Raw genomic sequence first — 12,662 nt, 5'->3', positions numbered from 1 at the left:
ACCTGAAGGGTTATCAGTTATCAGTTATCAAATAATTGATAACTGATAACTAGTTGACAACTAACGACTAACAATTCCTATTGTCCCTAATCCCCAAAAGGGACAATTTCCCCAATTTCTAATCGCAAATCTTACATCCAAACCCCAAAATTGTTATGGTCAGTCTGCTAGAAAATCCCCTGCGGGTTGGTCTGCAACAGCAACGGATGCCGGAACCTCAGATTATAACTATCTTTGGTGCTTCCGGTGACCTGACTTGGCGCAAACTCGTACCAGCACTGTACAAACTGCGACAAGAACGACGCATTCCACCAGAAATCACTATTGTTGGCGTAGCACGTCGCGACTGGAGCCATGAATACTTCCGCGAACAAATGCGCAAGGGCATGGAAGAAGCTCATGGCGGTGTCGGTGCGGAGGAACTCTGGCAAGACTTCTCCCAAGGTCTGTTCTACAGTTCTGGTGATATGGATAAGCCAGAAACTTATCAGAAACTCAATAAATTATTGAGTGAGTTAGACGAGAAAAGGGGAACACGAGGAAACCGGATGTTCTACCTGTCTGTGGCACCAAATTTCTTCCCAGAAGCAATCAAGCAACTTGGCTCACAGGGGATGCTGGAAGACCCCGACAAACATCGTCTAGTCATTGAAAAACCTTTTGGCCGCGACTTGGCATCAGCCCAAAGTCTGAACCGAGTGGTGCAGAAATATTGCAAAGAACAGCAAGTCTACCGGATTGACCACTACCTCGGGAAAGAAACAGTTCAGAATCTATTGGTGTTTCGCTTTGCCAATGCGATTTTTGAACCCTTATGGAATCGCCAATTTGTTGATCACGTTCAGATCACTGTGGCAGAAACCGTAGGAGTTGAAGACAGAGCTGGATACTATGAAAGCTCCGGCGCACTGCGGGATATGTTGCAAAACCACCTAATGCAACTTTTTTGCATGAGTGCGATCGAACCTCCCAATTCCCTAGATGCTGAGAGCATCCGTACGGAAAAAGTGAAGGTGCTCCAAGCCACCCGATTAGCTGATGTCCAAAATCTCCACCGTTCAGCAGTACGGGGTCAGTATAATGCTGGGTGGATGAAGGGTAAACCCGTGCCTGGTTATCATGAAGAACCAGGAGTTGCTCCAAACTCCACAACACCCACCTACGTGGCGGTGAAGTTTCTGGTTGATAACTGGCGCTGGCAAGGAGTTCCGTTCTACTTGCGTACTGGTAAGCGGATGCCAAAAAAAGTCAGTGAGATTTCCATACACTTCCGTGAAGTTCCTTCGCGGATGTTTCCATCTGCTGCCCAACAAATGGCTGGTAACATTTTGGCAATGCGGATTCAGCCTAACGAAGGAATTTCTCTACGCTTTGAGGTCAAGATGCCAGGAGGGGCATTCCGTACGCGCTCCGTTGACATGGACTTTACTTATGGTTCTTTTGGTATCGAAGCAACTTCCGATGCCTATGATCGCCTGTTTTTAGATTGTATGATGGGCGACCAGACATTATTCACACGGGCAGACGAAGTGGAAGCTGCTTGGCGAGTGGTGACACCGATCCTTTCCGTTTGGGATACGCCAAGTGACCCCGCGTCCGTTCCCCGATATGAAGCTGGCACTTGGGAACCAGCCGAAGCGGAGTTGTTAATTAACCAAGATGGTCGCCGTTGGCGCAGATTATAGAAAAATGAAGGGTAAGGGATAGAAATAGAATTTTTCTCCTTTATCCTTCTGCAACTCATACTTCATAACTTCATACTTCATACTTCAATTGTTATGACTTCCCAAGCTTCTACAATTTTCTCACTTCAAGCTCCCAAGGATGTTTCGCTGACAGATATTGAAGCGGAACTAAGTCAGATTTGGCAAAGTTACGGTATTGCAGGTGAAGACGGTGCACTTCCTGCTGCCACTCGCGCCACAACATTTACTTTGGTTGTTTACGAACCCGAGGAAACCCAGTATCTATTGGCTGGTTTGGGACTTTACAAAGGTCCTATTGATGGTATTCTCGGTCCCCAAACACAAGCAGCGTTGCGAGAAGTACAAAAAACTTATAACCTGACACAGACGGGAATAGCAACAGAAGAAACGCTTGCTGTCTTGCGGCAAGAATTCTCCAAACGTCAAAGTAATGGGGCAACTGTCCAAAACGGTTCTAATGGTGGATCTTATGCTCCAGATGCCAGTAGCCCTCGAATTGCTGATGAAATTGCCATCCGTAACCCCTGTCGGATTATTGCCCTGTCTCCAATAGGTGGCGAAGATGTAGGGGTAACGGCTCAAGTCTCTGCCTACTGCCCAATTCAAAAGCAGTCTGCAAGTGCACTCGTTTGTTGTGAATACATTACTTTCACAGGAACGGCTGCTGCTTTAGAACGGGTTGGTGGCATGATTCAAGCATTGTTAATTGGTGGCTTGCCGAAGTTTCTGTGGTGGAAAGCAACACCAGACCTTAACAACGGTTTGTTCAAGAGACTATCGGCAGTTTGCAACAACGTGATTGTAGACTCCTGCAACTTTAACAAAGCAGAAACTGATTTGCTGAACTTGCAACAGTTGGTAGAATCTGATATACCACTCGCTGATTTGAACTGGCGTCGTCTTTCAGGATGGCAGGAATTAACAGCCGAAGCTTACGATCCACCCCAACGTCGTGCTGCCTTAGTAGAAATCGACAGAGTTAACATAGATTACGAAAAAGGTAACTCCGTACAAGCACTGATGTTTTTGGGTTGGCTGGCAAGTCGCTTACAATGGCATCCGGTTTCCTATCAAAAAGAAAGCGGAGATTACGACATCACCAAAATTAACTTCAGTGCACAGGGTCAACGGCAAATAGAAGCAGAGTTGGCAGGGGTTCCAGTTGGTGATGCGGGTGAAATTCCTGGTGATTTGATTGCCCTGCGTTTAAGTTCCACAAATCCACAGGCAAACTGCGGGACTCTCATCTGTTCAGAAACAGGTGGTTGTATGCGGATGGAAACACAAGGTGGTGCCCAAGCTAGTGGTGTGTTTCAACAAGTGACTTCACTTTCCGAGCAAAAAGCAGAAGTTTTACTTAGCCAACAGGTGCAACGCTGGGGTCATGAGGCACTTTTTGAAGAAGGTCTCGCACTTACAGCTCAAATACTCAAGTTGGGAGCAAAAAGTTAGTCGTTAAGACCTCACCCTGCCCTTACGGGCACCCCTCTCCTTATCAAGGAGAGGGGATAATTATGAGAATAAATTACAAATTTGTATAAAAGTCAATAGCTTTAAGAAGAACGCAAAACGCAGAATATCCCCACGGATGAAATCCTCTTGATTTAACTGTTCAAAAACCCTTCGGCTCCCTATGCCCTGCGGGCACGCTACGCGAAGGGCAAGTCAGGGCAAGCCGCTCAGGGTCAGCCTGTGCTTATAATTAATAGGACTTACGCACCATCTGCTAGAAACCCGGTTTCTTCGTTCGTCTTTGGTTGCGAAACAGACGATTTTTGGTAGAAACCGGGTTTCTTTGCGTAAGTCCTGATTAATTCTGAGTTCTGACAACTGTGTTCTGAGTTCTTTTTTGGTAACTTTTAACTTTTTTATGGCTTTAGTTATTGCAGGAGAACGCAGTGGGGTGGGTAAGACGACAGTCACGCTCACCCTTTTGGCGTCTTTGTGTCAACGAAGTAAACAAGTACAATCTTTCAAGGTTGGTCCGGATTACATCGACCCGATGTTTCATCAGCACGTCACAGGTCGCGCTTGTCGCAATTTAGACCCTGTGCTGACATCTGAAAATTACGTAAACAAATGTTTTTATCATCACCTTAAAGTATGTGAATATGCTGTAGTAGAAGGAGTGATGGGGCTGTTTGATGGAGTCACCTCACCCCAACCCCTCTTTTTAGAAAGGAGAGGGGCAAATGACTTTGCTAGTACGGCTCATATAGCGCGGTTACTAAATTTACCTGTAGTATTGGTGATAGATTGCAGTCGGTTGTCTGGTTCTGTGGCTGCGATCGCACACGGTTATTGCTCATTTGACCAAAAAGTCAAAATTGCTGGGCTTGTACTTAATCGAGTGGGAAGCGATCGCCATCTCTCCCTTCTCAAAGATGCCCTAGAACCTCTCCAATTACCGATTCTTGGGGTGTTGCGGCGTGAGGAAAATATTACAATTCCAGACCGACACCTGGGTTTAGTACCAACTGCAGAACTTCCTCAACTACAGGCTTTAATTGATCGACTCGCCCATTTGGGAAATACTTGCTTTGACTGGGAACGCTTGTTACCACTTTTGAGGAGTGAGGGAACCAGAGAGGGAAACACTGAAAGAGGAAGAGAAGTTATTCCCTCACTCCCTCACTGGGCCACTCCCTCACTCCCTCACTCCTTCACTCCCTCACTCCTTCACTCCCTCACTCCTTCACTCCCTCACTCCCCACTTTCCGTAAGAATAGCCGTAGCACGCGATCGCGCTTTCAATTTCTACTACCAAGACAATCTCGACTTGCTACGGCACTTAGGTGCAGAACTGGTTTTTTGGAGTCCTTTAGAAGACGCTGGATTACCAAAAGACGTGCAAGGAATGTATTTTGGCGGTGGTTTTCCAGAAGTCTTTGCCCAACAGCTAGCCCAAAACAACAGCGTCCGCGATGCAGTCAAAACAGCAATTCTCTCTGGAATGCCTACCATTGCTGAATGTGGCGGATTAATGTATCTATGCGAGCAAATCGTCGATTTTGAGGAGAAATCTTGGTCAATGGTAGGAGTATTGCCTACAACAGCCGTGATGGGTGGGCGTCTTACCTTAGGGTATCGTCGAGCAGTTGCTTTACAGGATAGTCTGTTGGTAGGTGCAGGTACAACCGTTTACGGACATGAGTTTCATCGTTCCCGCTTAATCTCAACTCCCAATTCACCATTGTTTAAAACTTATCGCTACGACTCCGAAGAATCCACAGGAGATGAAGGATGGAATTTGCTTCCATCTCTACATGCTTCTTACATTCATCAACATTGGGGAGATAGTCTAGATATTCCAAAGCGATTTTTAGAGGAGTGTTGTGTATTTAAATTGACTAAAATCTCGTGTACGTCTTAACTTAGTAGGAATATCGCAAAAAGCTTGAATCTGATGAATTTGCAGACATTGAGATTGAAGAAGCGATCGCAAGGGAGCGCAGCAACGAAGCGATCGCACCACATACTGACGGACTTCTGTAGCATAGAGATAGCGGTTTATTCGGCGCATCAATTGATAGCTGAAGCGGCGTTCTAGGGAATACTAACCACCACCTAGACCATACTAATTTACAAAGTCCAATAGCTGAAATCACTCATGGCTAATAAAAGCAACAGTAAAGAAACATTCACTTTGGTGCTATCTCTGCTCGTCACTCTAGGGCTTTTAGGGTTTGGTGTGTGGTTCTTCCGAAATAGCTTGCCTTTTGCATCCAACCAACAGACTCAGCCCTCTGTTAATTCTTCTGGACAGCAAACTGCGACACCCAGTACAGTTCAAGCTTTTGACACATCAAGCTTGGATACCAGTCTGCCCAACTCAAGCGTGCTCACAATTGATGGTAGCGTCACAATAGTCGCTTTGATCAAGCAGCTGCAAATTGCGTTTAATCCGGTAAATCCTTCCTTGCCCACAACTTATGGTTTACCAAATGGTAGTCCCAATGGCACTAATAAAGGGATTCAAAACTTGAGAGACGGCAAAGTGTTGATGGCTGCTAGTTCACGTCCCCTAAAGGCTGATGAAGCACAGGCTGGACTCGTGCAAGTTCCAATTGCCCGCGATGCTTTGGCTGTCGCAGTAGGCGTCAACAACCCGTATAAGGGGGAATTGACTATAGAACAGTTGAAGGGAATTTTTCAAGGAAAAATCACTAACTGGTCACAAGTAGGAGGTCCTAACCTACCAATAAAAGTTATTAACCGCTCTCCAGATAGTGGTACATATACATTCTTTCAGGAAGTTGTGCTGTTGGAGGAATCTTTTGCACCTGATAGTACAAATTTCACCACAATCAAGAAAGATGAAACGACTGCGCTATTACGTGAGTTAGGTGATAATGGCATCACTTACAGCACAGTTTCCCAGTTAGAAAATCAAAAAACGGTTCGTATTGTTTCTGTAAATGGAATTTCTCCTACTGATCAAGCTGCAATTAAAAATAGTACTTATCCTATTAGTCGAGTCGTTTATTTAGTCGTACCGCGTAAAACCAGTCCCGGTGCAAAACAATTTATTGATTTTGCTATCTCCCCTGGTGGACAACAGATTGTCCAACGAGTAGGTTTTATTCCATTGAAGTAGGTTGACTGAAATCTTGCACCATTACAAGTAAACTACTAATGCTTAGATAAAATAGTGTTGAAATATACTCAATAAACGTTCTGCTTTTAGTCCATTTTAATGGACTTTGGCTATGAGCCTGGGACTTACAGTCCTAGGCGGACGAGAACGGAGACAAATAATATGTTTAGATTATTGAAATTTGTTTTCTCAGGTGCAAGATATAAGTTTAAGTCGCAGCTAATTGTTGAGCACTATTGCATTTTTTAACTCCTCACTTCTTATGAACACTATTACCATCGACCTCAAACCTGTTATTGAATTAACCGACGAGCAATTTTATCAACTTTGTCAAAAAAACCCTGATATCAAATTTGAAAGAAGCGCCAAGGGAGAACTTATTATCATGCCCCCAACAGGAGGACAAACAGGAAGCCATAACTCAGAAATTAATGCTGATTTTGTGATTTGGAATCGTCAAACAAAGCTTGGAAAAGTTTTTGATTCTTCAACTGGCTTTAAACTTCCTAATGGTGCTAATCGTTCTCCTGATGTGACTTGGATAAGACAAGAAAGATGGGATTTGCTTACCTCTGAACAAAAAGAGAAATTCCCTCCCATCGTCCCAGATTTTGTTTTAGAGTTAATGTCACCGTCTGATAATTTACAAAAAACTCAAGAAAAAATGCAAGAATACATGGAAAATGAAGTTAAACTCGGCTGGTTAATTGATAGGAAAACACGCCGAGTAGAAATATACCGTTTGGGGCAAGCAGTAGAAGTTTTAGAATCACCAACCGAACTATCAGGTGAAGATATTTTACCTGGTTTTATTCTCGATTTGCGGACTGTCTTTTAAACTTAGGAACAATACAAACTCAACACCCCCACATACTCAATAGTTTTTACGCCGACAATGGTGGTGGAAATCGGATATCAGAATTGAATTGCTCAATATTTACTGATTGATAAATCGGCAAAACATATTCTAAATTTTCATGGGGACGAGGAATTATATGATGAGAAAGCACCTCACCACCATTCACTCGCGGAATCGCCTCAAGTCCTGCTGCGATCGCAACATTAACCTCACCTACTGCTCCCCGGATAAGCACAGTAATTCGCCCTAAATCAGTATTTTCATACCCAACAAGAGTGATACGGGCAGCTTTACACATCGCGTCCCCCGCTTCTACTGCTGTAGGAACGCCATAAACTTCAATCATGCCAAGTGCTAAAGTCATGCTTACTTACTCTAAACACTTGCTGCTACTTTTGGAGACTCTTGATACTTCCGTTCTCCTGTAATAATCACCTTGACTTTACCACTAGGAGCAAGGGTGACTCCTCGTCGTTGAGGTTGTTCTGCTTGATTGGTAGTGAGTGCAAGCTGATAGCGTGACACGATAGTTGCTAAAACAAGCTTCATTTCAAACACAGCCAAAGCCTCACCAATACAGCGACGGGCACCACCCCCAAAAGGCATAAATTCATAGGGCGAAAATTGGCGTTGCAAAAAGCGCTCTGGCTTAAACTGGTTAGGCTGTGGGTATAAATCTTCACGATGATGCAAAAGATAAGTGCAGCCGTACACTGCCATGTCAGGCTCTAAGTGATGTCCCAGTAGCTCAACGGGTTCTTGCACGACTCTACCAAAGGTCAAGAATCCAACAGGGTAAATACGCAAGCTTTCATTGCAAACAGCACTTAGATAAGGGAGTCGTGCAATGTCTATGAGATTTGGGGTGTCGCCGAGGGTACTCAGTTCTTGGAGGAGTTTTTCACCAACTTGCGGCAAATGGTGAATCCAATACAATGCCCAAGCCATTGCTGTTGCTGTGGTTTCATGTCCAGCAAACAACAAAGTCATTAACTCATCACGTAACTCTTTATCCGTCAGCGGTTTACCTTCTTGATCACGTGCTGACATTAACAATGAGAGGATATCGATGCGATTTGGATCATGTTGTGCACGCCGTTCAGCAATTTCAGCGTAAAGCAATTCATCAATTTGCTGACGTTTGTGCAAAAACCTTCCCCAAGGACTCCAAGCCCCTAAATCTTTTTGCAGAAACGGAAAAAGTAAGAAGCTAAAACTGAGTGGTGACTGAAAAACCTCCAACATTTCACTGAATAAGTGCTTGAGTTGTTGGCAACGTTCTCCCTCATATAAGCCAAAGACAGCCTGTAAAATGACTTGCAAGGAAATTTCCTGCATTGGTGTCCGAATCGACAAAGGTTTATTGTGTGGTAGCTGACTAAAGACTTTTTCAGTTATATTGCGAATTATTTCACCGTAGGCTCGCATCCGTTCCCCATGAAAGGGGGGCATTAGGAGTTGGCGTTGTCGTTTGTGGCGATCGCCGTCCAACATAATGACTGAACTATCCCCTATTAAGGGTTGCAAAATTTTGTTCTCCCGACTCAGGGCTGCAAACTTCTTTCTATCGCTGGTGAAAATTTCTTGAATTGCTTGGGGATGGTTCACAAATACTAAAGCATCCCTAGAAGGAGCTACCGCAGTACTAAAAATGTCAGGATATTGTTGAGCCGCGCTTTCCATATATCCTATAGGTTGAACAATCCATTGGATTTGTTGTAAAAAAGACGGGGTTTTGACAGGATTGGGTAGATTCATATGCTTATATTGACAATATATATATTTTATGCATCAATTTTATTGAAAAGGCTTAATCCAGGGGTGTAAGGGTGTAAGGGGAGCCAGTGCCGTGGGCGGGTTTCCCGACTTGAGGCATCTGGCGTTGTAAAGCTGTGGGGGAGCACCGGGGTGAGGCACTGGCTCCCCTACACCCCTATTCCCCTACACCCCTTTGAATTTAAACACTTGCTGCTACTTTTGGAGACTCTTGAAACTTCCGTTATCCTGTTATCATCATCTTGACTTTACCGCTAGGAGCAAGGGTTACTCCTCGTCTTTGAGGTTGTTCTGGTTGATTGGTAGTGAGTGCAAGCTGATAGTGTGACACGATAGTTGCCAAAACAAGCTTCATTTCAAACACAGCCAAAGCTTCACCAATACAGCGACGGACACCACCCCCAAAAGGCATAAATTCATAAGGAGAAAATTGGCATTCCAAAAAGCGCTCTGGTTTAAACTGCTTGGGCTGTGGGTATAAATCCTCGCGTTGATGTGTGAGGTACATGCAGCCAAGGACGATAGTATCAGGTTCTAACTGATGTCCCAGTAGTACGCAGGGTTCTTGCACGACTCTGGGTAAAGTCAAAATTACAATAGGAGAAATACGCAAAGTCTCATTACAGACTGCGCTTAGATAAGGTAGTCGGACAACGCTCATCGGATCTGGTGAAGGACCTAGAGTATCCAGTTCTTGGAGCAGTTTTTCACGAACTTGTGGCAATCGATGAATCCAATATAATCCCCAAGCCATTGCTGATGCTGTGGTTTCCATTCCAGATAACAGTAGAGTTATCATCTCATCACGCAACTCTTGATCCGTCATTGGCTGATCCTCTTCATCCCGTGCGGACATCAGCAATGAGAGGATATCAATACGATTTGGATTGCTTTGTGCACGGCGTTCAGCAATTTCAGCGTAAAGTAATTCATCAATTTGCCGACGTTGGCGCACAAACCTTCCCCAAGGACTCCAAGCACCTAAATCTTTTTGCAGGAAGGGGAAGAATTGGAAGCTAGACTTGAGTGGTGATTCTAATATTGTTGTCAGTAATCCTAATAGATGCTTGAGTTTTTGGTAACGTTCTCCTTCATATAAACCAAAGACAACTTGTAACATAACTTGCAGCGATATCTCCTGCATGACAGTACGAGCTACAAAGGGTTGTTGCTGTGGTAATTGGCTCCAGACTTTCTCTGTAAGATGACGAATTAATTCTCCATAGGCTCGCATTCTTTCTCCATGAAAGGGGGGCATCAATAGTTGTCGTTGTCGTCTATGACGTTCTTTCTCAAGCAACACGATAGAATTATTACCTACGAAGGGTAGCATAATAGTGTTGTTTCTACCTAAGGCAGCAAACTTCTTTGTATCATTAGTTAAAATTTCCTGAATTGTCTGAGGATGCTGTACGAATACGACGGTATCTCCAAAACCAACTACCTTAGCAGTAAAAATGTCAGGATATTCCTGAACTGCACTTTCCATATATCCTACAGGATCAGCAACCCATTGGATTTTTTGTAAAAAAGACGGGGTTTTGACAGGATTGGGTAAATTCATATGCTTTTCTTGACAAAAAATATATCTTATGCATCAATTTGATTGAAAAGGCTTAATCCAGCCGAGTTGCATCGCAGTATCAAGAAAAAATGCTGCCAACACAAACCACAAAATACTTTCGACTCCCAGAACCACTAAAGGCAATATATCTTTAGAATATGACAGCCCAATATCGACTTGGGTTAAACCGCGTACTAATCCAAACGCTAACACTCCCCCAGCTTTCAATTGAGGATTTTTATCTGAGCGTATGATATAGCGGTAGGTGACGCCAAAAAGCAAACCACAAAAAACTGCAATTCCAAGCTTGACCAACAATTGTAAATCTAGCGAATCGATCGCCAGACTGGCGAGTCGCTCAAAATATTTTGCTAGCACCAGATGATTCACCAAGGTAGTGAGAAAAAAAGCTATCATCAGGCTCAAACCCGCGAGTATCCCAGCTTTGAGGGATTCAATGCGTTCTTGCCTAAGTAGAGGATCTAAAATCTTGTTCACAGAAGAATCCAAACTTTAGTTCTGAACGGGCTTCTAGTATTATTAATGTTAGAGGCGTTTTCGATTGAGTTTAAAAGTAGCACTATGGAAATTTTGACACTCGGCTGGGTTGCTTTACTTGTTGTTTTCACTTGGTCAATTTCAATGGTAGTTTGGGGCCGCAACGGACTCTAAGAGAATCGTGGAAATTCCATTCTTGACTATTTTGGCTTCAGTTGCTGCGGTGCTGCTTGTAGCAGTTACGGGAGGCGTTGGTTATTTGACGCTGGCAGGTTGGCGCGATCGCCGTCTGCGAGAAGATGAAAAACGCGAAATGCGACGCGCTAGTTCTAGCACCACTTCTAAGAGCACTGCTCCCAAGCCTAAGAAGAAAAAATAATTCTGCTTGAAATCTCGCGTCAAAATGTAGAGACGTAGCGTGTGAGGCAGTGCGTTGGGCGGGTTCCCCGACTTGAAGCAACTGCCGAACCCGAAGGGCTACGTCTCTACAGCGTGTTTGTGTATTTATGAAAACTTAGGTAAAACTTACGCAAAAGAGATCCCCCAACCCCCTTAAAAAGGGGGCTTTTAAGATTCCCCTAGGTACGAATAACCTAACTATAGTCATTGCGACCGTTAGCGCAGCGTGCCCGGAGGGCATAGGGAAGCAATCGCAACCCCCTTTTTTTTATAGCGCCTGCGTAATACTGATGATCAAAGTCACAATAACCTTAGAAGAAGACATTCTCCAGTTTATAGATCAGCAGGCACAGGGCAACCGCAGTGGTTATATTAATGCGCTGGTGACAGAACACCGCCGTCAGATTTTGTCAGCAGAAATGATTGCAGCCCTCAAGCAGGATGCACAAGATTCAGAGTATCAAGCTGAAATTGCCGCTTGGGATAATGTTGTTGGGGATGGGATTAATGCTAGGGAGTATAGGAAAAATTAGAATTAGGCGATCGCCGTCTGCGAGAAGAAGAAAAACGCGAAATCAAACGCACCACCTCTACTCGCTTCCCGCCTAAAGAATATCTATTTAAAAAACCGCGAAGACGCGTTCGGCGGAAGCCGTCTCGAAGAGAAGAACGCGAAGGAAGAAAAAAGAAGATATACAGCGTTCTTGGGCGAAATATCATTTTGCCATTTCATCGCGTAGGCGACTGAGGTTGCTTTCCGTTTCCTTAGTGTGGGGGTGTTCTTCCCCCAGCATCTTGAGCCGGATTTGCAGCGCTTGGTTGAACAGGGGTTCCGCCTCATCGTACCGTCCTTGGGATTTGTACAATCCTGCCAAGCTGTTGAGACTGATGGCTGTGTCGGGGTGTTCAGCTCCGAGTACCTTCAAACGGATTTGCAGGGCTTGGTTGTACAACGGTTCGGCTTCATCGTACCGTCCTTGGGATTCATACAATCCTGCCAAGTTGTTGAGATTCCTGCCTGTGTGGGGATGTTCAGCTCCGAGCGCCTTCAAAAAAATTTGCAGTCCTTGGTTGTACAACGGTTCCGCCTCATCGTACCGTCCTTGGGATTTGTACAATCCTGCCAAGCTGTTGAGACTTTTGGCTGTTTCGGGATGTTCTTCTCCGAGCACCTTCAGATAGATTTGCAGTCCTTGGTTGTACAACGGTTCCGCCTCATCGTACCGTCCTTGGGAATCGTACAACAATGCCAAGTTGTTGAGA

Annotated in this window: 14 protein-coding genes; 9 read left to right on the top strand and 5 right to left on the bottom strand. The window is 44.5% G+C overall.

Translation table 11 applies throughout. The annotated features are described in order from the left end of the window. The first annotated feature begins 155 nt into the window (after positions 1 to 155). The 6 genes from zwf (at position 156) to AC5JM2_RS07730 (ending at position 7,141) form a co-directional block, all read left to right on the top strand. A complete protein-coding gene (zwf, locus tag AC5JM2_RS07755) occupies positions 156 to 1,685 on the top strand; it encodes a glucose-6-phosphate dehydrogenase (RefSeq protein WP_495834318.1) in 1,530 nt (509 codons plus the stop codon). A 93-nt stretch (positions 1,686 to 1,778) separates the two neighbouring features. Next, positions 1,779 to 3,158, top strand: a complete 1,380-nt coding sequence (gene opcA, locus AC5JM2_RS07750; RefSeq protein ID WP_495834317.1) for a glucose-6-phosphate dehydrogenase assembly protein OpcA — start codon at positions 1,779 to 1,781, stop codon at positions 3,156 to 3,158. Between the two features lie 418 nt (positions 3,159 to 3,576). Further along, positions 3,577 to 5,079, top strand: coding sequence for a cobyrinic acid a,c-diamide synthase CobB (locus tag AC5JM2_RS07745; RefSeq protein WP_495834316.1), 1,503 nt, complete (start codon positions 3,577 to 3,579; stop codon positions 5,077 to 5,079). A gap of 33 nt (positions 5,080 to 5,112) precedes the next feature. Further along, positions 5,113 to 5,256, top strand: coding sequence for a hypothetical protein (locus AC5JM2_RS07740; protein ID WP_495834315.1), 144 nt, complete (start codon positions 5,113 to 5,115; stop codon positions 5,254 to 5,256). A 60-nt stretch (positions 5,257 to 5,316) separates the two neighbouring features. Further along, positions 5,317 to 6,303: a phosphate ABC transporter substrate-binding protein gene (locus AC5JM2_RS07735; protein WP_495834314.1), complete on the top strand. Its 987-nt coding sequence runs from the start codon at positions 5,317 to 5,319 to the stop codon at positions 6,301 to 6,303. 262 nt (positions 6,304 to 6,565) lie between these two features. Next, a complete protein-coding gene (locus tag AC5JM2_RS07730; RefSeq protein WP_495834313.1) occupies positions 6,566 to 7,141 on the top strand; it encodes a Uma2 family endonuclease in 576 nt (191 codons plus the stop codon). Between the two features lie 46 nt (positions 7,142 to 7,187). On the opposite strand, the gene AC5JM2_RS07725 is transcribed toward AC5JM2_RS07730, so the two are convergent. The 4 genes from AC5JM2_RS07725 to AC5JM2_RS07710 form a co-directional block, all read right to left on the bottom strand. Then, positions 7,188 to 7,526, bottom strand: a complete 339-nt coding sequence (locus AC5JM2_RS07725) for a carbon dioxide-concentrating mechanism protein CcmK (RefSeq protein WP_210616207.1) — start codon at positions 7,524 to 7,526, stop codon at positions 7,188 to 7,190. 11 nt (positions 7,527 to 7,537) lie between these two features. Then, positions 7,538 to 8,920 carry a cytochrome P450 gene (locus tag AC5JM2_RS07720; RefSeq protein ID WP_495834312.1) on the bottom strand — a complete coding sequence of 461 codons (1,383 nt, stop codon included), beginning with the start codon at positions 8,918 to 8,920 and terminating at the stop codon, positions 7,538 to 7,540. A 241-nt stretch (positions 8,921 to 9,161) separates the two neighbouring features. Continuing rightward, entirely contained in the window at positions 9,162 to 10,502 is a 1,341-nt protein-coding gene (locus AC5JM2_RS07715) for a cytochrome P450 (protein WP_495834311.1), read from the bottom strand. A 33-nt stretch (positions 10,503 to 10,535) separates the two neighbouring features. After that, positions 10,536 to 11,000, bottom strand: a complete 465-nt coding sequence (locus AC5JM2_RS07710; RefSeq protein ID WP_495834310.1) for a hypothetical protein — start codon at positions 10,998 to 11,000, stop codon at positions 10,536 to 10,538. Positions 11,001 to 11,084: 84 nt separating this feature from the next. On the opposite strand from AC5JM2_RS07710, the gene petN reads away from it, so the two are divergent. The 3 genes from petN to mazE all read left to right on the top strand — a co-directional run bounded on the left by petN (position 11,085) and on the right by mazE (position 11,932). Further along, positions 11,085 to 11,174: a cytochrome b6-f complex subunit PetN gene (petN, locus tag AC5JM2_RS07705; RefSeq protein ID WP_048868680.1), complete on the top strand. Its 90-nt coding sequence runs from the start codon at positions 11,085 to 11,087 to the stop codon at positions 11,172 to 11,174. A gap of 7 nt (positions 11,175 to 11,181) precedes the next feature. After that, on the top strand, positions 11,182 to 11,379 hold the full coding sequence (locus AC5JM2_RS07700; protein ID WP_495834309.1) for a hypothetical protein: 198 nt from the start codon (positions 11,182 to 11,184) through the stop codon (positions 11,377 to 11,379). A gap of 310 nt (positions 11,380 to 11,689) precedes the next feature. Further along, the gene (mazE, locus tag AC5JM2_RS07695; RefSeq protein WP_495834308.1) at positions 11,690 to 11,932 is read left to right on the top strand and encodes a type II toxin-antitoxin system MazE family antitoxin; all 243 of its coding nucleotides are present in this window, start codon (positions 11,690 to 11,692) and stop codon (positions 11,930 to 11,932) included. A gap of 183 nt (positions 11,933 to 12,115) precedes the next feature. Here the strand turns inward: mazE and AC5JM2_RS07690 are convergent. Beyond that, on the bottom strand, positions 12,116 to 12,662 hold a 547-nt coding region (locus AC5JM2_RS07690), incomplete at its 5' end, for a tetratricopeptide repeat protein (protein WP_495834307.1).

The organism is Brasilonema angustatum (genome assembly GCF_059505445.1).
Note: the sequence above shows the minus strand (reverse complement) of the source record. Positions and strands in the feature narration are given on the sequence as shown.

Excerpts from the sequence above, each read along its gene's own strand:
- AC5JM2_RS07740 (WP_495834315.1), top strand. The coding sequence starts at position 5,113 with ATGAATTTGCAGACATTGAGATTGAAGAAGCGATCGCAAGGGAGCGCA.
- AC5JM2_RS07745 (WP_495834316.1), top strand. The coding sequence starts at position 3,577 with ATGGCTTTAGTTATTGCAGGAGAACGCAGTGGGGTGGGTAAGACGACA.
- AC5JM2_RS07725 (WP_210616207.1), bottom strand. The coding sequence starts at position 7,526 with ATGACTTTAGCACTTGGCATGATTGAAGTTTATGGCGTTCCTACAGCA.
- petN (WP_048868680.1), top strand. The coding sequence starts at position 11,085 with ATGGAAATTTTGACACTCGGCTGGGTTGCTTTACTTGTTGTTTTCACT.
- mazE (WP_495834308.1), top strand. The coding sequence starts at position 11,690 with ATGATCAAAGTCACAATAACCTTAGAAGAAGACATTCTCCAGTTTATA.
- AC5JM2_RS07715 (WP_495834311.1), bottom strand. The coding sequence starts at position 10,502 with ATGAATTTACCCAATCCTGTCAAAACCCCGTCTTTTTTACAAAAAATC.
- opcA (WP_495834317.1), top strand. The coding sequence starts at position 1,779 with ATGACTTCCCAAGCTTCTACAATTTTCTCACTTCAAGCTCCCAAGGAT.
- AC5JM2_RS07720 (WP_495834312.1), bottom strand. The coding sequence starts at position 8,920 with ATGAATCTACCCAATCCTGTCAAAACCCCGTCTTTTTTACAACAAATC.
- zwf (WP_495834318.1), top strand. The coding sequence starts at position 156 with ATGGTCAGTCTGCTAGAAAATCCCCTGCGGGTTGGTCTGCAACAGCAA.
- AC5JM2_RS07735 (WP_495834314.1), top strand. The coding sequence starts at position 5,317 with ATGGCTAATAAAAGCAACAGTAAAGAAACATTCACTTTGGTGCTATCT.
- AC5JM2_RS07730 (WP_495834313.1), top strand. The coding sequence starts at position 6,566 with ATGAACACTATTACCATCGACCTCAAACCTGTTATTGAATTAACCGAC.